Origin of the sequence: Pedobacter chinensis (assembly GCF_003339865.1) — a bacterium.
Lineage (GTDB): Bacteria > Bacteroidota > Bacteroidia > Sphingobacteriales > Sphingobacteriaceae > Pedobacter > Pedobacter chinensis.
The window spans coordinates 437,595-457,823 of the sequence record NZ_QPKV01000006.1 but is presented as its reverse complement, the minus strand read 5'-3'; the positions used below and the strand labels follow the sequence as shown (position 1 = coordinate 457,823).

10 protein-coding genes and 1 tRNA gene are annotated in these 20,229 nt (G+C 38.3%); 4 read left to right on the top strand and 7 right to left on the bottom strand.

Translation table 11 applies throughout. The features are described 5' to 3' along the window. Positions 1–6 precede the first annotated feature (6 nt). A complete protein-coding gene (locus DU508_RS16220; RefSeq protein WP_115403845.1) occupies positions 7–3,054 on the bottom strand; it encodes a SusC/RagA family TonB-linked outer membrane protein in 3,048 nt (1,015 codons plus the stop codon). A 150-nt stretch (positions 3,055–3,204) separates the two neighbouring features. Between DU508_RS16220 and DU508_RS16215 the strand changes: the two genes are divergently transcribed. Next, positions 3,205–7,200: a hybrid sensor histidine kinase/response regulator transcription factor gene (locus DU508_RS16215; RefSeq protein WP_115403844.1), complete on the top strand. Its 3,996-nt coding sequence runs from the start codon at positions 3,205–3,207 to the stop codon at positions 7,198–7,200. Positions 7,201–7,661: 461 nt separating this feature from the next. Here the strand turns inward: DU508_RS16215 and DU508_RS16210 are convergent. Beyond that, positions 7,662–7,735 (bottom strand) — tRNA-His (locus tag DU508_RS16210). Positions 7,736–7,911: 176 nt separating this feature from the next. Between DU508_RS16210 and rnhA the strand changes: the two genes are divergently transcribed. After that, on the top strand, positions 7,912–8,379 hold the full coding sequence (rnhA, locus tag DU508_RS16205; RefSeq protein WP_115403843.1) for a ribonuclease HI: 468 nt from the start codon (positions 7,912–7,914) through the stop codon (positions 8,377–8,379). Positions 8,380–8,403: 24 nt separating this feature from the next. Here rnhA and fbp read toward each other — a convergent pair whose 3' ends face one another. The 4 genes from fbp to gloA2 form a co-directional block, all read right to left on the bottom strand. Then, positions 8,404–9,483, bottom strand: a complete 1,080-nt coding sequence (fbp, locus tag DU508_RS16200; protein ID WP_394341376.1) for a class 1 fructose-bisphosphatase — start codon at positions 9,481–9,483, stop codon at positions 8,404–8,406. 19 nt (positions 9,484–9,502) lie between these two features. After that, on the bottom strand, positions 9,503–9,994 hold the full coding sequence (locus DU508_RS16195; RefSeq protein ID WP_115403842.1) for a metallophosphoesterase family protein: 492 nt from the start codon (positions 9,992–9,994) through the stop codon (positions 9,503–9,505). Between the two features lie 1,056 nt (positions 9,995–11,050). Then, the gene (locus tag DU508_RS16190; RefSeq protein ID WP_115403841.1) at positions 11,051–11,752 is read right to left on the bottom strand and encodes a tRNA1(Val) (adenine(37)-N6)-methyltransferase; all 702 of its coding nucleotides are present in this window, start codon (positions 11,750–11,752) and stop codon (positions 11,051–11,053) included. Positions 11,753–11,829: 77 nt separating this feature from the next. Further along, positions 11,830–12,213: an SMU1112c/YaeR family gloxylase I-like metalloprotein gene (gene gloA2 / locus DU508_RS16185; protein WP_115403840.1), complete on the bottom strand. Its 384-nt coding sequence runs from the start codon at positions 12,211–12,213 to the stop codon at positions 11,830–11,832. A 303-nt stretch (positions 12,214–12,516) separates the two neighbouring features. On the opposite strand from gloA2, the gene purL reads away from it, so the two are divergent. Beyond that, positions 12,517–16,176: a phosphoribosylformylglycinamidine synthase gene (gene purL / locus DU508_RS16180; protein WP_115403839.1), complete on the top strand. Its 3,660-nt coding sequence runs from the start codon at positions 12,517–12,519 to the stop codon at positions 16,174–16,176. Between the two features lie 527 nt (positions 16,177–16,703). Here purL and DU508_RS16175 read toward each other — a convergent pair. Then, on the bottom strand, positions 16,704–17,546 hold the full coding sequence (locus DU508_RS16175; RefSeq protein ID WP_115403838.1) for an energy transducer TonB: 843 nt from the start codon (positions 17,544–17,546) through the stop codon (positions 16,704–16,706). 203 nt (positions 17,547–17,749) lie between these two features. Between DU508_RS16175 and DU508_RS16170 the strand changes: the two genes are divergently transcribed. Beyond that, a complete protein-coding gene (locus tag DU508_RS16170) occupies positions 17,750–19,924 on the top strand; it encodes a glutamine synthetase III family protein (RefSeq protein ID WP_115403837.1) in 2,175 nt (724 codons plus the stop codon). Positions 19,925–20,229: the final 305 nt, after the last annotated feature.

The window sequence follows — 20,229 nt, the reverse complement described above, 5'->3', positions numbered from 1 at the left end:
ATCATTTTAAAATCCAAACTGTAAACCAACAGAGAACATCCTTAGATTTGGGAATGCGCCAAAGTCGTAACCTTTTTCAAAAATGCTGTTGTTGCTGAATTCCGGGTCGAGTCCCGTGTACTTGGTAATTGTTATCAGGTTCTGCCCCGATACGCTGATCTGTGCATTCCGGAATCCTATCCTTTTCAACATTTTTTCAGGGATGTTATATGATATCCCGATATATTTTAACCGGGCAAAACTGCCGTTCTCCAGCCAACGGTCCGTGTCTCCCCTGGAATTGATTGTACTTCCATAATAGGCTCTTGGCACATCAGTATTGGTATTTTGTGGAGTCCATGGCTGTATACCAGCGCGGTAATTGCTGTTATCAGAAAAAGCATCGGTCACACTCCGTGGCCCATTGAATACGGTTGAACCAAAAGAACCGAACCAGTCCATGTTAAAAGAAAAGTTCTTATAAGAGGCATTCAAATTCAGTCCTATTTCGTAATCGGCCCAGGGACTGCCAACTACTACCTTATCAGAGTTATTGATTTCGCCGTCGCCATTGTTGTCCTTGAAACGGATATCTCCCGGTTGAGCGGTAGGTTGGATAACTTTGCCGGCAGCATTTTTGTAATTGGCAACTTCCTGACTATTTTGGAATAGGCCATCAGTTTGCAGCACGTACCACATTCCTATCGGCTGACCAACTTCGGTAACTGTATTACCTACAAAAGTTCTGTTTTTACCGTATCCCAGGTCAAGCACTTTATTACGTAAAGTGGTAAGATTTGCAGTCGCCCCATATTTAAACGTGTTTTTATTTTCCTGGTAGGAAACGGTAAATTCAAATCCTTTATTTCCGAGGGTGGCACCGTTCACATAAGGATTACCGCCATCATTTCCTGTTGAAATCAGTAAAGGATATTGTAAGAGCACATCTTTGGTCTTTGAAATAAAATATTCCGCACTAACGGTCAGTTTATTTTTAAGAAAGGCAGCATCCAATCCGTAGTTCTGTTGGGTAACCTCTTCCCAGCGCAGATCAGGATTGGCCAATTTTACCTGGGTGGCTCCAGGAAGCACCGTTTGTCCGGGGCCTAGTACGATTGTAGGAAAAGTATTTATAAAAGCGATATAATCATATGGTCCGATATTACTGCTTCCAAGCGTTCCATAATTGGCACGTAATTTAAGATCGTTTATCCATGAAGCTTTAAAAAAATCTTCTTTGCTGATCCTCCATGCGCCGGATATGGATGGGAAGACACCAAACTTGTGATCCTTTCCAAATCTCGAAACCCCGTCAGTCCTGATCACCCCGTTCAAAAGATATTTGTCGGCATAGTTATATTCAAATCTTCCAAAATAAGAAATCAGATCGGTACGGTTTTTAAAACCGCCGGTTTGGGGTTCATCTCCCTGATCCAGTACATCATAGTAACCGCCTGAAGGATTTGCCAGGATATTTCTTTTGGTACCCCAAATCTGGGCATATTTATCTCTTTGATAAGATTGTCCAGCTAAAACATTTATTCTATGTTTACCGAAATCTTTATCAAAGGATAACGTATTTTCAATCAGTACAGTCGAAGATTCAGCTCTGTTTTCATTAATAATGGCAGGGTCAAATGCTTGGTTCAGTGTCCAGTTTCCCGGCTTCCTTAAATAAGCATAATGATCTCTGCTTGTTTCATACCCCACATTGATTTTATATTTCAGAGAGGGCAATATCTGCAGTTCCGAAAACAGGTTGCCGCGGATGCGTAAATTTTCGTTTGTCCTATCTTCAAGATCAGCAATTGCGACCGGGTTTGTACCAAAGGTTCTTGCACGTGCCTCGTCTCCATACCCATACCCACCCGGGTTTGCCGGATTGTAAACAGGAATCGTAGGAAGCAGGCGGACAACACTCAAGATAGGGTTTCCGGACATTTCATCTGCTTTGGCATTACTTATCGCCAGATTCTCTCCAATGGTAAAAATCCCTTTTGTGGTTTTGGTATTTACCCTAAAGTTTACCCGGTCGAATCCAGTACTAATGACGGCACCTTTGTTACCAAAGTACCCTCCGGATATGAAATAACTGTTATCTTTTCCTCCTCCTGAAAAACTTAGTGAATAATCCTGTACCAACCCCGTCCGGTAGGCTTCATCCTGCCAATCTGTATTAACTGAAAGATCAAGGTCCTGTCTTTTAACATTGGCATTATCATAAGCCATATTGTTCAGTGTTGCGAATTCGCTGGTTTCAGCAAGTGAATATCTGGGAATGGTTTGAAATGTGGTTTTTGCAGAAACGTCGATTTTAGTCGGCCCCTCTTTCCCTCTTTTGGTAGTAATAATAATAACACCATTTGCAGCACGGGTACCATAGATTGCCGCGGCCGATGCATCTTTAAGGATCTGGATAGACTCAATATCTGCAGGATTGAAATCTCGGTTTGCACTTGTGACCAATCCATCAATCACATATAATGGATTTGTACCCGAAAAATTCTTCAGGCCGCGTATCTGAATCTGCGCTTCGGAACCTGGTTGTCCCCCACTCCTCACACGGATCCCGGTTGCCAGGCCCTGAAGGGATTCGGCAACTGTAGTAGCCTGTCTTTTCTTTACATCTTCTGCCTTTACCACTGATACTGCTCCTGTAAGATCCTGTTTTCGCTGGGTACCATACCCAATCACTACAACTTCATTTAGGTCTGCGGTAGATTCTACCATGATCACTTCTAATATCTGGTTTTCGGCAGCAGAGAGTTCTTGGGTCTGATAACCTATAAATGAAAAAATAAGCACTGCTTTTTGCCCGCCAGGAAGAGCAATCATAAACTTACCGTTACCATCGGTAATGGTAGATACCGATGTGCCCTTTATCTGCACACCAACCCCTGCTAAGGGTCCGCTTGCATCTCTGACAATCCCTGTGGTTCTTTGCTGCGCCTGCACACTAATTGTTAAACTGATCAATAACATGGTTAGGGCGATTTTGAAAATTCGATCCTTGATCCTCATGATCGAATTGGGAGGGGTATTTGTACCCCCGCATTGTGGAAGCTTTTTGTTCATACGCTATAGTTTATATTTGGTAGTGCTAAATAAGGGGATACATATAGATAAATCAGTTCAATTTCTGTTCATTATGTATCAATTATCAGCTGCAAAAGCCAATTTTGAAGGAGATTGATCTAATTTTCGTTTTTTGGACTATATTTAATAATGTTTTTTTACGAGCGACTGAAAAGAATATTTTTCTGCTTTACATTTTTATGTATCCATCAACAACTTCTTGGACAGGCATACACCTTTAGGCATTATCAGGTAGAATCCGGTCTTTCCTATAACTCAGTGATCTGCAGCTTGCAGGACATCAACGGATTTATGTGGTTCGGCACAAAAAATGGTTTGAACCGCTTTGACGGTTACAGGTTTAAGATTTACCGTAATGACCCTGCAAAACCTGAAAGCCTTGGACATAATTTCATTCATTCATTATTTGAGGACAATCAGGGGCTTTTATGGGTGGGAACACGCAAAGGATTGTACAGATATAATCCGATAAAAGATACCTTTATTTTGATTAATGAAACCAGAGACAAAGACATCAGCACGATATCAGCAGATGTTAAAGGAAGGATCTGGTTTATTGCAAACAACACTTTATTGCGATATGATATCAGGACAAAAAAAATAAATGATTTCCCCGGGCCGCAATATGGAGGAGCAACCTCTTTAGCCATTACCAAGGAAGGCGATATATGGGTATCCACAGCACAGGGATACCTTCAGCAATATGGACTAACTACTAATGAGCATAAAGTTTATAGCACATTTGAGGATACCTCTTCCCCATTATCGAAATGGATCGAAAAGATTAAAGATACAGGAGATGGCCATTTGATAATAGGAACATCAAATGATGGGGTAAAACTCTTTAGCACAATTGATCACAGGACAAGACAGTTGCCCATGCGAAATACCGATGGGACTAATGTTTTTGCCAGGGATTTTTTGCAAAGAACAGCGGAAGAGTATTGGATCGCGACTGAGTCAGGAATATTTATTTATAACATGCGGACACAGAAATACGTTCAATTGCGCAATAAAATAAATGACTTTTATTCAATCTCAGATAACGCAGTATACACAATTACCCGTGATAAAGAAGGAGGAATATGGTGTGGAACCTATTTTGGCGGACTAAGCTATTATCCCCAGCAATACACCTCATTCGACAAATTCTATCCTGGGGTTGCCGATAACCGCCTCAAAGGTTATGCTGTCCGCGAAATTCAGCAGGATAAAAACGAAAAACTCTGGATAGGCACTGAAGATTCCGGACTGAACAGGTTTGATCCCAAAACCGGCAATTTTAAAAATTTCATCCCACAGGATGACGGCCAGGGTATTTCACACTCCAATATACATGGACTTGCAGCTAAAGGCAACAAACTCTGGATAGGTACTTTTGAACAGGGGCTGGATGTTATGGATATCAATACTGGCCGTATAATTAAAAAATATAAGGCTGGGCCTGCGCCGAATCAATTCAAAAGTAACTTCATTGAAAGTTTGCTTGTAGACAGCAATGGAGAGCTTTTGGTTGGAACGGCAACCGGCTTATATAAATATCGTGACGGCAGTGATGATTTTATTCTGTTAAATGAATTTCCGGGCAACAGGCATTACTCAGCACTGCTGGAAAGCAGTGAAGGCATACTCTGGGCAGGCACATTACGTGATGGTCTTTGGTTTTTTGATAAAAAAAACAACCAGTCAGGAAATTTTTCCTTTAACGCTCAGGATAAAAGTAGTTTAAGCAGCAATGAAATTAACGGGCTTTTTGAGGATTCCATGCACAACCTCTGGATAACAACCGAAGATGGCCTCTGTATATTAAAAAAGGGAGCAAGGACTTTTAAACGCTATACCACAGCAGACGGATTTCCATCCAACATTTTCTATAAGATTTTGGAGGATAAAAATAGAAATCTATGGATCAGTACATCCAGGGGCCTGGTATTGTTCAACCAAAAAAATGGAAAGATCATTACATACACCAAATCCAGTGGCTTATTGGGAGACCAGTTTAATTATAGTTCGGCCTTTAAAGATGCAACGGGTCAGATGTATTTCGGAAGTGTTAAAGGAATGATTGCTTTCAGACCTGAGCATTTCAGGGAAAACCGGGTCGTTTCAAAAATCTTTATAACAGGTTTTCAGGTAGATAATGTAGAGTTGATGGTTGGAGAAAGAGATTCGCCCTTAAGCAGTCCCATTGATTTCACAAAAGAAGTCAAACTACGTCATGATCAATCTAATTTCAGTATTGATTTTGCCGCCCTAGGTTTTACTTCGCCTGCAATGACAGAATATGCTTTTATGATGAAAGGGCTTGATGATAAATGGACCTATCTGAAGACCAACAGAAAGGTTTATTTTACAAGTCTCTCACCGGGCAAATATGAGTTTTTGGTTAAAGCATCCAATAATGGGAGGATATGGGGCAAGCAAATCAGAAGTTTGAAGATCATCATTGCACCACCCCTATGGGCATCACCCACAGCTCTGGCAATCTATGGGTTAATGATTGCAGCAATAGTGATTGTGCTTGTAAAAAACAATCACAAAAGAATACTGCTGCGATATCAGCGAAAGATTGAACGTTGGGAAGTACAAAATGAAAAAGAACTTTACCACGCGAAGATTAATTTTTTTACCCAGGTTACCCATGAAATAAGAACGCCTCTGAGCCTTATTCACGGTCCATTGGAAGAGGTGATCAGAATAACCGGACGGTCTGCCGAGATCAGCTCTAATCTTCAGATCATGAAACAGAATACCCACCGCCTTATCGAACTATGTAATCAGTTGCTCGATTTTAGAAAAACAGAACAGGAGGGTTTTAACCTGAGCTTTGTTAGCCTTGATGTCAATGAGCTATTGAAACAGACATGCACAAGGTTCCAACCCATAATTAATGAGAAAAAGATCACATTAAACCTTGAACTGGATAATGATGGTTTAGTAGTATATGCTGATGCAGAAGCTCTAAATAAAATCATCAGCAATCTGCTTGATAACGCATTAAAATATGCCTCTACAGCCGTTTGGATCAAAATCTCATCTGATCAGGACACATTCAATATACAATTCATCAATGATGGCACCCCCATCCCTGAAAAATATAGAGAGAAAATATTTGAGCCTTTTTATCGTATGGAAGACGTTAAAGGTATAAGAGGTTCGGGAATCGGCCTCTCCCTGGCAAGGTCACTTGCTGAATTACATGATGGTAATTTATCACTTGTTCTGCAAGATGATGATTATACCCATTTCGAACTCAGGTTGCCCAAACGCCATAATCAGGAATATACATTGGCTTATAACAATGGGAACTACCAGGAAACAAGCGGGGCGGAAGTTAAAAAATTAGATCCAGATGCTCCCAATGTACTAGTTGTTGAGGATAATCCAGACCTGCGAAGATTTATCGTAGGCATTTTAAAGGAGGATTTTACCGTAATAGCTGTTGAAAATGGATCTAGGGCAATGGATATTCTGCAGCAGACAAGTGTGCAGTTGATTGTAAGCGATATTATTATGCCATTAATGGATGGATTGGAATTATGTAAAACATTGAAGGACAGTATTGATTATGCCCATATTCCGGTTATATTGTTAACAGCCAAAAATAGCTTACAGACAAAAATTGAAGGGCTTGAAGCTGGTGCAGATGCTTATATTGAGAAACCGTTTTCGCCCAATCATTTATTAACCCAAATATCCAACCTGTTAAATGTAAGGGAAAAAATCAAAACGCATTTTGCCCAGTCACCATTGGTACATTTAAAAAGTATGGCCTATAATAAAGCTGATGAGGCTTTCCTGGATAAACTCAATGATACAATTGTAAAAAACATGTCTGATACCACATTGGATGTTGACTTTCTGGCAGAGGCAATGAACATGTCGAGGCCAACTCTTTACCGTAAGACAAAAGCCATTTCAAATCTTTCCCCTCACGAACTGATCAACATTACACGGCTGAAGCATGCTGCATTATTGCTCAACGAGGGGCAGTTCAAGATCCTTAAAATTGCCTCGATAACCGGCTTTAGTTCTCAAACACAGTTTTCAAGAAGTTTTGCCAAACAATTTAAAATGACACCATCTGAGTATGTTAATTCTTCAAAACTGACCAAAAGCGAATAACCGAATTGGTTTTATATCGAACCTAAGCAGATTTAAGAAACAAATTAATCCTAAACTGAATGCATCAATGACTGACAATTGATGCATTAAAGATTTCTATTTGTACTTGGTATCATTTTATCTATTGAAAAAACATTTTTTCCTTTATGCTCTAATATTAACAACTCTAAATCCTATTATTTTTTTAGCAAGGTCAACCTATAAGGCTATTTTTTATAAAATGAGTGCAACAAAAAAATATCAAAAATAAAGAAAGTTTAAATATTAGGCCCATAGCGGAACATGTTATTAATAACTTAAAAAAGTTAGATCTTTTTTACGAAAATTCAGGTATAGAGGGCAAAAGATATTTAATAAGTACCTTTTTCCTGAAAATTGGTATATGATGGAGATCGTTTTCAAAGAGTTAAAGACAAAAAAATGGGACGAAAATCTTCTGAAAAAGACCTCGTCCCACTGGGGGTGGCTGATGGGGCTCGAACCCACGACCCTCGGCACCACAAACCAATACTCTAACCAACTGAGCTACAGCCACCGTGTTTTTTAGTGTCACAAAAGTACGACTTTTAATATTCCTTGCAAATATTTTTATTAAAGATTTAACAACATTTTTTTAATTGGTTAAAATTCAATTATTTGAAATGAAAATATTTTTTATACCAATAATAAAATAAGCGATTTAGAACCTAAAAACATAACTTTACACCCTTTATGATCGAAATTTATACAGACGGAGCAGCAAGTGGAAACCCCGGACCAGGAGGTTATGGAACTATTTTAAGAGCAGGCAAACACTACAAAGAATTAAGCGGAGGTTTCAGGATGACCACTAATAACCGCATGGAGTTATTGGCAGTAATTAAAGGACTGGAAGCTTTAAAAAGTTTAAACCAGCAGGTAACCGTTTATTCAGATTCCAAATATGTGGTAGATGCCGTTGAAAAGAAATGGGTTTTTGGCTGGGTAACTAAAAATTTCAAAGACAAGAAAAATAAAGACCTCTGGATTCGCTTTCTTGAATTATATAAACTTCATCAGGTCAAATTCATCTGGATCAAAGGCCACAATGCCCATCCGGAAAATGAACGGTGCGACATGTTAGCTGTTTTTGCCTCGCAGGACAAGCAAAATTTAGCCATTGATACAGTATTTGAAGCAGAACGCAATAAGTTGTTATAATCCCGCTATTTAAGCAAGTTTATATTAATCAATTCCGCCAATCACACCTAAATCTTCCAGTTTGGCTTCTACCTTTTGTTCAACAGATATTGATTTGGCAGTATAAAGCAACATCATTTCTTCTGCTTTCTCTACCATTTTCTTTGATCCGATAAAAATCGGGACACGCTGATGTAATTCTGTTGGCACAATATCTAAAATCCGGTCAAAGCCTGTACTTGCTTTCCCTCCGGCCTGCTCAATGATAAATGCCATCGGATTACATTCATAAAGCAACCTGAGTTTACCGTTTGGCGACCGGGAAGTGGTTGGGTAAATATAAATCCCACCTTTAATCAAGCTTCTATGAATATCGCCTACCATTGAGCCTATATACCTTGAGGTATAAGGTCGTCTGGTGGCCTCATCTTCCACCTGGCAATATTTAATATATTTTTTTACGCCGTCAGGAAAATGAACATAGTTTCCTTCATTAACCGAATACATATATCCTGTTTCCGGAATTTTCATCTGCGGATGCGACAAACAAAATTCGCCAATGGATGGATCTAATGTAAAACCATTAACGCCTTTTCCTGTGGTATAAACCAACATGGTTGAAGAACCATAAATAATATAACCCGCTGCAACCTGCTCCGTTCCTTTTTGTAAAACATCGGTAATACTTGCCTTCCCATCGGTAGATTTCCTGCGATAAATAGAGAAAATAGTGCCCACTGCAACATTCACATCGGTATTTGAAGAACCATCCAAAGGATCAATGCAAACAATATATTTTGCATTTTGAGAAACAGGCGATTCAATATGGATAATTTCATCTTCCTCCTCTGTGGCCACAATGCAACATTCCCCCCCACTGGTCAACGCCGCAATAAATTGTTCATCGGCATATACATCCAGTTTCTTTTGTTCCTCACCCTGAATATTTGTAGTACCCATATCACCTAAAATATCCACCAGGCCAGCCTTGTTGATTTCTCTGTTTACAATTTTCGCCGCTATACCAATGTCCCTTAATAATCTGGAAAGCTCTCCTTTAGCATAAGGAAAATCAGCCTGTTTTTCTATAATAAATTGTCCTAGTGTTTTTACGCCGCAAATCATACTTAGTGTATATTTTACATTATCTACCTGATAATTCTATGACCTCTAAGGTATGAATATTTTCGTCAGTTATGCAAAACCGAATCAAGGTTCTCACTTTATGCCAGCCTTGTTTTCCCGCTGCACCCGGGTTTATATGTAAACATTTTATCTTTTCATCAAACATCACTTTTAAAATATGTGAATGTCCTGTAATAAATAATTTAGGAGGGTTAGTGTATATTTCTGGCTTAACATAAGAAGAGTATCTGCCGGGGTATCCGCCAATGTGAACCATCAATACATCCACCTGTTCGCAGCTAAAACGATTTTGTTCAGGAAATTCCGATCTGATTAATGCATCATCAATGTTTCCCGATACTCCACGTAAAGGTTTAAATGCCGCCAAAGGTCCGGCAACATTTGGACCAAAATCTCCGGCATGCCAGATTTCATCAACCTGATCGAAGTGTTTAAAAACAGCATCATCTAAAAAACCATGCGTGTCAGAAATTAACCCTATTTTTTTCATTTTGTAAAGTTTAATGGAACATGATTCACAATTCATTGGATCGTGATTTACAAAATCCAGCGGTAATCATGGCCAAATCTATTAAAGAAACACCGATTTAGATAACGAAGTTAATTTCTTCTTTTATTAAAACCCCGTCCTAAAAAATCAAGCATTTATTATACAATATTATCTTTTTTTTATTCAAGTCATCTATTGTTTGAATACATCTTTAAAACTTTGGGTCATACCTGATTTAATTGTGTAGCTGAAAGAAGGTTCCCATCTAATGTCATTATTTTAAAAAATTGTCATCTTTGAATGACAACTTTTCGGACAGTGCTTGTCATTCAGTGAATACCTGCGGGCAAGCATGAGTACAATTGAAATAATGTTATGATTGAATAATCTGCGGGAGATAAAACACAAACTTTAGTAATAGCATTACCTTTTACAAAACAAAATCAGTGGTAAACCAGAAACAGCGCCCATAGGCCAGAGATTTACTTCGTAGCTGCTTCGCGGTCTTCGTTGCACTCAGAATGACAAAATCCGTTAACAACCTTCTGAATGCAGTGCAAAGCAGGCATGAGTACAATTGAAAATAATGTTTTAATGAATAATCCTCAGGTGATGGAATGCTAATGTAAATAACCAGGCAACTAAATCTGAGCAAAACTACAACCAATGCTTATAGATTACAGATTCTTCGTTACGCTACCATTGATATATTTTGGTAATATATTGCTAATCACTATTCCAATTTAAATTCTTAAAGAAATATTATCCCGCAGACTTTATTTTTATGGGCGTAATCAGCGGTATCTGCGGCAAACACCTGAAAGAATCTCAACGTTATTTATATTGATTTTTATGACCACGAAGTAGCTGCGAAGCAAAATAAATTATCCCTCAGAATGACAAAAAATTGCATTAATTTAATGACATTGGGTTCGCACCTCTGTGTGGGAATGAATGGCCTGAAAAATATTTGCGGCCACACGATTGGTTTTACGGGAATGATGCACAACCGATGACATAGGCCCATACGATAACTCATCATCCGTTTACCATGTGCTAAAAAGCCAGGAAAAAATCTTTAAGAAGCTGCTTATAAATTGAGGTGTGTTCCTGAAAAGATTCATAAATATAAAAATCAGTTTCTTTTGTATTACCTTCTTCCCTGCCTAAACAAATAATTTGCCTGAAAGCAGGTTTACTTTCATCGGAGTGGATGTGGATTCTTTCTAAAAGTGATAATTGATACGTTCCAGCAGCAGTAACAATGTCGTTTGCTTGTTTGATGGGAAGAATCAGCCACAATTTCCCGGTTTCACTTAGCAGTTCATTTGACTTTTCGATTAACATTCCAAAAAAATCCACATCTGCATGTCTGGCTATACCTTTTCTCATTTCTTCGTTTTTTAAATCGTTAACAAAAAACGGGGGATTGGAAACAATCAAATCGAACTTTTGCGCATTGTTGTATTGTTCGATGGCTATGTTATTAACGGACAACCGATCGCTGAAAATGGACAATAGAAAATTCTTATTTGCGGTTTCTGATGCCTGCCGATCAATTTCTACGGCTTCAATATTAGCATCTGGAAAGCGTTGTGCAAGCATAAGCGCAATTACACCAGTACCGGTTCCAATATCCAATACAGTTTTAGGGTTGATGTGATTTGCCATAGCAGCTATCAAAACCCCATCAGTGTTGATTTTCATGGCACAACCTGTTTGATCTACTTCAAATTGCTTGAATTTAAAAACGCTCATATCTTCTATTTACGATTGAACTAATCGCTAAATCCTAATCCATCTTTACAATCTAACCACCTCAAACACTAACAACCTTATTTTTCATACAACTCTAACGGCAAACCATCAGGATCAGCAAAGAAAGTAAATTTTTTCTCTGTAAACTCATCAATACGAACAGGCTCAGTTGATATATGATGGTTATTTAATCTCGCAATTTCTTGTTCAATATCATCAACTTCAAAAGCTAAGTGACGTAGTCCCTGCGCCTCGGGTCTTGATGGTCGGGCTGGAGGATTTTCAAAAGAAAAAAGTTCAATCTGATATACTCCGTTAACGGCAAGATCTAACTTATAAGATTTGCGTTCTGCCCGGTAAACCTCAGCCAAAACTGTAAAACCCAATTTATTCACATAAAAATCTTTTGATTTTTCATAATCGGAGCAAATGATGGCAATATGGTGGATACTGTTAAACATTGATTGAAATTTGAATAAGTGAATTTGAAAGGCAAAACTGCATAAAAATGATTGAATTTTGAATGATTAAATGAGTGAATTTGAAAGATAAAGCCCTATAAAATGGTTAATGTAGATATAATTCGCAACATTGGCCCATTTAAAACCCGCTCATCCATTCATTACCACAACATCCTCCCATTCAAAACCCAGTTTCTCAATCATTATTATGACATTAGGTCATTTAAAATTAACTCATTCTATCTCCTAATCATTCACTCATTAAATTAAAAAACCCTAAATTTGCAACTTCAAAAAAAAAGCATGATTCATTTCTTCCTTAGTCAATCGCAGGCGGTTTTTGTTCTACAAACAGATAAAACGCTTACTCCCAATGATATTACTAAACTTGAATGGTTATTTGGCGGCGCCAAAATCTCACAAGAAACTGCTTTGAGCGGTTTTTATGTAGGACCAAGAGCAGCAATGATTACTCCATGGAGTACCAATGCGGTAGAAATTACGCAAAACATGGACATGCAAGGCATCATCAGAATTGAAGAATTCAAGAAAGTTGCCGATGATTTTTCTGATTATGACCCCATGCTTTCCCAAAAATATGGTAAGCTTGATCAGGATGTTTATACCATTGATATTAAGCCCGAACCTATCCTTCAGATTACCGATATTGCGGCATACAACAAACAAGAGGGCTTATCTTTAAGTGATGAGGAGGTTGATTACTTAAACACACTGGCGAAAAACCTGGAAAGGCCTTTAACTGATTCGGAAGTTTTTGGTTTCTCACAAGTAAATTCAGAACATTGCCGCCATAAAATATTTAACGGAAAGTTTGTGATTGATGGTGTAGAACAGCCTACTTCACTTTTTAAACTCATCCGTAAAACATCAGAAGAAAACCCTAACGATATCGTTTCTGCTTATAAAGACAATGTGGCCTTTATAAAAGGTCCGAAAGTACAGCAATTTGCCCCTAAACGTGCTGATATTCCTGATTTTTATACCACCAGTGATTTCGATTCGGTCATCTCATTAAAGGCAGAAACGCATAATTTCCCTACTACAGTTGAGCCATTCAACGGTGCTGCAACAGGTTCTGGTGGCGAAATCAGAGACCGTTTAGCGGGCGGACAAGGCTCTTTACCATTAGCTGGAACAGCGGTTTATATGACAGCGCTATCCCGTTTAGAAGACAACCGCTCCTGGGAAAAAGGTGTGGAAGAAAGAGAATGGTTATACCAAACACCGATGGATATCCTGATCAAAGCATCAAACGGTGCTACAGATTTTGGAAATAAATTCGGTCAGCCATTAATTACAGGTTCGGTTTTAACTTTCGAGCATGAAGAAAACAGCAGAAAATTAGGTTTCGACAAGGTAATTATGCTCGCTGGTGGTATTGGTTATGGTAAAGCAAATCAGGCTCAGAAATTAAAACCACAGGAAGGCGATAACATCGTTATTCTTGGAGGCGAAAATTATAGAATTGGAATGGGTGGCGCGGCAGTTTCATCTGCTGATACTGGTCAGCATGGTTCTGGAATTGAATTAAATGCCATCCAAAGATCTAACCCTGAAATGCAGAAACGTGCGGCCAATGCTGTTCGCGGGATGGTAGAAAGTGATCACAACTCCATTATATCCATCCACGACCATGGTGCCGGCGGACACTTAAACTGTTTATCAGAACTGGTCGAAGAAACCGGTGGATTGATTAATCTGGATAAACTTCCTGTAGGTGATCCTACCCTATCTGCGAAAGAAATTATCGGTAATGAATCTCAGGAAAGGATGGGATTGGTTATCGGCAACGAACATATTGATACTTTACAAAAAATTGCTGATCGCGAACGTTCTCCTATGTATACGGTAGGTAAAGTAACAGGTGATCATCGTTTTACTTTTAAATCTGAAACTTCAGGCATCAAACCAATGGATTTGGAACTGGCCGCTATGTTTGGCAGTTCTCCTAAAATTGTGATGGAAGATCAAACCGTAGATCGAAAATACGAAGCGGTTACTTACGATCAGGCCGAATTAAATACTTATTTAGAGCAGGTTTTACAACTGGAAGCTGTTGCAGCTAAAGATTGGTTAACCAACAAAGTTGATCGTTGCGTGGGTGGCCGTGTGGCAAAACAACAGTGTGCCGGACCATTACAATTACCACTGAACAATTGCGGTGTTATGGCTTTGGATTTCCAGGGCAAAGAAGGAATTGCCACCTCTGTAGGGCATGCTCCCCTCTCTGCTTTGATTGATCCAGCCGCTGGTAGTCGCAATGCCATTGCAGAATCTTTATCAAACATTATCTGGGCACCTTTAAAAGATGGTTTAAAAAGCGTTTCACTTTCAGCGAACTGGATGTGGGCTTGCAAAAACGAAGGCGAAGATGCACGTTTATATACAGCCGTTAAAGCTTGTTCTGATTTTGCCATTGATTTAGGAATCAACATCCCGACAGGGAAAGATTCATTGTCGATGAAACAGAAATACAAAGACGGCGATGTTATTGCACCAGGAACAGTTATTATTTCTGCAGGTGCCAACTGTACTGATATTACGAAGGTTGTTGAACCGGTTCTTCAAAAGGATGGTGGTTGCATTTACTATATCAATCTTTCTAATGATACTTATAAACTAGGTGGTTCATCATTTGCTCAGATTTTAAATAAAATCGGAACAGAAACACCTGATATTAAAAATACAGATCAGTTTTCGAAAGCATTTAACACCATTCAGCAGTTAATTAAGGAAGGTAAAATTCAGGCAGGTCATGATATTGGTAGTGGCGGTTTAATTACCACTTTATTAGAGATGTGTTTCGCAGACCGTGATTTAGGTGCATCGATAGATTTATCTTCACTGGCAGAACAAGATACAATCAAGGTATTATTTGCTGAAAACATTGCCCTGGTATTCCAGGCTGAAGCTTCAGTTGAAAACACCTTAACAGCGGCAGGAGTTGCTTTCCACAAAATTGGAGCGGTAAGCTCGACAGCTACACTAACAGTGAAAAATGCTTCCAATCATCTGAGTTTTGATATTGACCATTTACGTGATGTCTGGTTCAAAACCTCCTATTTATTAGATAGCAAGCAAACTGGGGCTGGTTTAGCAAAAGAACGTTATGATAATTATAAAAATCAAGTTCTAAAGTATAATTTCCCTCCGCAATTTGATGGCAAAAGACCTGTAATTGATTCAGCTAATCCACGACCTAAAGCGGCAATTATCCGCGAAAAAGGAAGTAACTCTGAGCGTGAATTGGCCAATGCCATGTATTTGGCAGGTTTTGATGTGAAAGATGTGCACATGACTGATTTAATTACTGGTAGAGAAAACTTAGAAGATATCCAGTTTATTGGTGCAGTTGGTGGTTTCTCTAACTCTGATGTTTTGGGATCTGCCAAAGGTTGGGCCGGTGCATTTTTATACAATGAAAAGGCAAGGGTTGCCTTAGAGAAATTCTTTGCCCGTCCTGATACTTTATCGGTTGGTATATGTAATGGTTGTCAATTATTTGTAGAACTCGGTTTAATCAATAAAAACCATGACGAGAAACCCAAAATGTTGCACAACAAGAGTGGCAAACATGAAAGTATTTTCACTTCATTAACCTTGCAGGAAAATAATTCGGTTATGCTATCGAGTTTAGCGGGCAGCACATTAGGTGTATGGGTATCGCATGGCGAAGGAAGATTCTCACTACCTTATTCAGAAGATAAATATAAAATCGTAGCTAAATATGCCTACGAGAGTTATCCGGCCAGTCCGAATGGTTCTGATTACAATACCGCAATGATGTGTGATGAAACCGGACGTCATTTAGTGATGATGCCTCACATTGAGCGTTCATTATTTCAATGGCATTGGGCAAATTATCCTGCGGGACGTAAAGATGAGGTTTCTCCATGGATGGAAGCTTTTGTGAATGCCCGTAAATGGATTGAATCGAGGTAGAAGGCGATAAGGCAGAAGGTTTAAGGTTTTGAAATCATTAAACATATTGCATTAACAACAAAGGCTTGAATACTCAAGCCTTTGTTGTTCTGTCCCAGTGGTTAACAGGTTTTTTAAGCGTGATGCCTAACCACAACGTCATGCTGAACTTGCTTTAGCATCTTTCCTGTTATGCGTTCATGCCATTAAGATCCTGAAATAAACGGCGCAGCCCTCTTGAATACCAATAAAAACTTAAAAACAAATGAAAAATTCAGCATGACGACCCGTTCATGTATGGTTTTTTATACGTGATGCTTAACCACGATGTCATGCTGAACTTGTTTTACAAGTGTAAATATTAATTTTAAAAGGTCTTGTAGCTACTTCGTGGTCAGCATCTTTCCTGCTTGGCTTTCATATGATTAAATTTCTGAATCAAGTTCAGGAAGACAACCGTTCATAGAACGTCTGTCAACATTGTTTGCCAATGGGTACAATTTTAACACTTCCCATCATACATCTTCCATTTAACATTTCCCATCCTGTTACATCAGATTGAAATTGATGGGCATATTATATCTTACACGAACAGGAATGCCTTTATTTTTTCCGGGTTTCCATAATGGAGATTTTTTGATTACTTTCATGGCTTCTTCATCACAACCGAAACCAATGCCACGTAAAACTTTCACGTCAGTAATTGAACCATCTTTTTCCACAACAAAGCTCACAAACACCTTCCCCTGGATTCCATCTTCCTGTGCTCTTGAAGGATAGCGTAAATTACGTTCCATATATTTGGTAAACGCCTTCATCCCCCCGGCAAATTCCGGATACTCATCAATCCCACTTATTTCTTTAACTTCATTTGAATTTTCACCTTCCCCCTCTTCTTTTCCTAAACCATTTCCGTTCCCATTGGCAGACGGCGTAATCAATGATAAATTTGGTTTTATTTCGCCATCCTGGGTAATATTGCTCACAACGGCATTTTCAATTTCTTTAATGGTTGGCGGATCTTTAATCTCAGTCTTATCCACCACCACAATATTCGAAGTCATATTAACCGTTTTCACTTTAACAGGTTCAGCTTTCGGAGGTTCAATCTTTTTCTCGGGTTCAACCTTTTTTTTCATGTCATGAATTACATTCGATAAATCGACAACTGTTGGAGGTGTAACTTTTTCTACAACGGTTGGAAACATTTTACTGTAAATCAAGGGAGAAAACCCGACCAACAGGAATAAACCAGCTGATACCAAAAGAGATTTGGTCATAATTTTTGAGGATTTAGACCTTAATTCATAAGCCCCATAATTTTTGTTGCGGTCAGCAAATACAAGATCGAGCCACTCGGTTTTGTAAACATTGATTGATGAATTGAACATAGCTATTAATTTTTATAGCATGATGTAAGAAATTTATCAATTCCATAAAACAAATGAAAAATCAATTTTCATTACGAATAATGAAAAAATTCATTTAAAAAACATTTTTTTATTTCATTTTCAATAAAATTCATATTAAACTTACGATTGTTTTATAAAACCAAAGAAAATATACTATTTTTGACAAAAAACATAACAAATTAATGAAAAGCTTAAGAACCATCGCATTAAAAGAGGCTCAAAACAGAATTTCACCAGAAGTTAAATCACCATCTTCAAAAATTTCTGACTTTTTTGGCGCTAATGTATTTGATAAGAAAAAAATGAGAGATTTCTTATCTAAAGACGTGTATGAAAAATTAATTTCATCTATTAATCAAGGTGAATTAATCAACTCTGATGACGCTAATCAAATTGCAACTGCTATGAAAGCATGGGCAATGAGTGCTGGGGCAACACATTATACACACTGGTTCCAGCCTTTAACCGGCACAACTGCCGAAAAGCATGATTCATTTTTTGAACCAAGTGGCGATGGTGCTATTGAAAAATTTTCAGGCAGTGCTTTAGTTCAACAAGAGCCTGATGCATCGAGTTTCCCTAATGGTGGTATCCGTAATACTTTCGAAGCACGTGGTTATACTGCATGGGATCCATCATCTCCGGCATTTATCATGGAAAGCAAAGCAGGTAAAACACTTTGTATCCCTACAGTTTTTGTATCATATACCGGAGAAGCATTGGATTATAAAGCACCATTATTGAAAGCATTGGCTGCACTTGATAAAGCTGCCGTTGATGTTTGTCAATATTTTGATAAAAGCATTACTAAAGTAAATGCTTCATTAGGTATCGAGCAGGAATACTTTCTGGTTGATGAATCTTTATTTAATGCCCGCCCGGACCTATTATTAACCGGCCGTACATTGTTCGGACACATGTCTGCAAAAGGTCAGCAATTAGAGGATCACTATTTTGGATCAATTCCTGAACGTGTTTTCACATACATGGTAGATTTCGAAAATGAAGCGCTAAAATTAGGTATTCCATTAAAAACCCGTCACAACGAGGTTGCACCTTCTCAATTTGAGTGTGCGCCTATTTATGAAGAAATCAACCTGGCCATCGATCACAATCAATTATTGATGGATTTGATGGAAAAAGTTGCCCGTCGTCATCACTTCCGTGTATTATTACACGAAAAGCCATACGCAGGCATCAACGGATCGGGTAAGCACAATAACTGGTCGTTAATTACCGATACGGGTAAAAACTTATTGGCGCCAGGCAAAACCCCTAAAAACAATTTGATGTTCCTTACTTTCTTTGTAAATACAATTAAAGCGGTTAGTGAGCATGCAGATTTATTACGCGCAAGTATTGCATCGGTAAGCAACGATCACCGTTTGGGTGCTAACGAAGCTCCACCAGCCATCATCTCTATCTTCTTAGGTTCTCAATTGAACGATGTGTTGGATGAAATAGAACACTCACGTATCAGCAAAAAAATAAAAGAAGATAATGCACTTTGGTTAGGCATTCCTAAAATCCCACAAATTCTGTTGGATAATACAGATCGTAACCGTACTTCTCCTTTTGCATTTACAGGTAACAAATTCGAGTTAAGAGCAGTTGGTTCTTCGGCTAACTCTTCAGCTCCTATGACAATCTTAAACGCAATCGTAGCTGAACAACTGGTTAAATTCAAAGCTGAAGTTGATAAGTTAATTAAGAAAGGCGATAAAAAAGATATCGCTTTATTAACCGTAATTAAAAAATACATCAAAGAATCAAAATCAATTCGCTTTGAAGGTAATGGTTACAGCCAGGAATGGGAAGATGAAGCTGCAACACGCGGTTTATCAAACATTAAAACCACTCCAAAAGCTTTAGATGCTTACTTAACAGATAAATCTGCTGATTTATTCGCTACAACTGGAATTTATAGCAAACGTGAAATCCATGCCCGTCATGAAATCATGTTAGAGAATTTCTATAAAAAATTGCAGATTGAAGCACGTGTAATGGGAGAAGTTGCGAATACAGCTATTATTCCGGCTGCAATTGCTTATCAAAACTCATTAATCACTAATGTTAAAGGGTTAAAAGAAGTTGGTGTAGACAGCAAATCTTCTCTTGAAATTGTTAAAAAATTATCAGAGCATTTAGATATCGTGAAAACGAATATTGATGCCATGTTAGAAGAACGTAAAGTGACTAACAAAATCGAAGATACCCGTGAAAAAGCAATTGCTTACGATGAAAAAGTTAAATCTTACTTCGACACTATTCGTTATCATGCAGATAAGTTAGAGCAAATCGTTGACGACAGCGTTTGGCCTCTACCAAAATTCAGAGAATTATTATTCATGAAATAATTTAAGCCGTAAGGTTTAAGTATAGGGCGTAAGGTTTTACTTTACGCCCTTTTTTGGATCATGGATTTTCAAGATTTAAGGATTTTAAGATCAAGCGACTGAAAAACCTATATGCTCTATATTTCTATATGGTTTTGATCTTAGATCAAGCAAGAAAAAACCCATATGTTCTATCTTTCTATATGGTATTGATCTTAGGTTCAGGATTCAAAGATCAAGCAACTGAAGTTCTAGATTATGCGACATTGTAAGCAGCAAGAATCGCTTATCAGAACATTAAGCTCAACACTCACTGTTGACATTAG

Coding starts and splice junctions, on each gene's coding strand:
- DU508_RS16190 (WP_115403841.1), bottom strand. CDS start 11,752: ATGAGCGTTTTTAAATTCAAGCAATTTGAAGTAGATCAAACAGGTTGT.
- purL (WP_115403839.1), top strand. CDS start 12,517: ATGATTCATTTCTTCCTTAGTCAATCGCAGGCGGTTTTTGTTCTACAA.
- DU508_RS16175 (WP_115403838.1), bottom strand. CDS start 17,546: ATGTTCAATTCATCAATCAATGTTTACAAAACCGAGTGGCTCGATCTT.
- DU508_RS16215 (WP_115403844.1), top strand. CDS start 3,205: ATGTTTTTTTACGAGCGACTGAAAAGAATATTTTTCTGCTTTACATTT.
- DU508_RS16195 (WP_115403842.1), bottom strand. CDS start 9,994: ATGAAAAAAATAGGGTTAATTTCTGACACGCATGGTTTTTTAGATGAT.
- rnhA (WP_115403843.1), top strand. CDS start 7,912: ATGATCGAAATTTATACAGACGGAGCAGCAAGTGGAAACCCCGGACCA.
- gloA2 (WP_115403840.1), bottom strand. CDS start 12,213: ATGTTTAACAGTATCCACCATATTGCCATCATTTGCTCCGATTATGAA.
- DU508_RS16170 (WP_115403837.1), top strand. CDS start 17,750: ATGAAAAGCTTAAGAACCATCGCATTAAAAGAGGCTCAAAACAGAATT.
- fbp (WP_394341376.1), bottom strand. CDS start 9,483: ATGATTTGCGGCGTAAAAACACTAGGACAATTTATTATAGAAAAACAG.
- DU508_RS16220 (WP_115403845.1), bottom strand. CDS start 3,054: ATGAACAAAAAGCTTCCACAATGCGGGGGTACAAATACCCCTCCCAAT.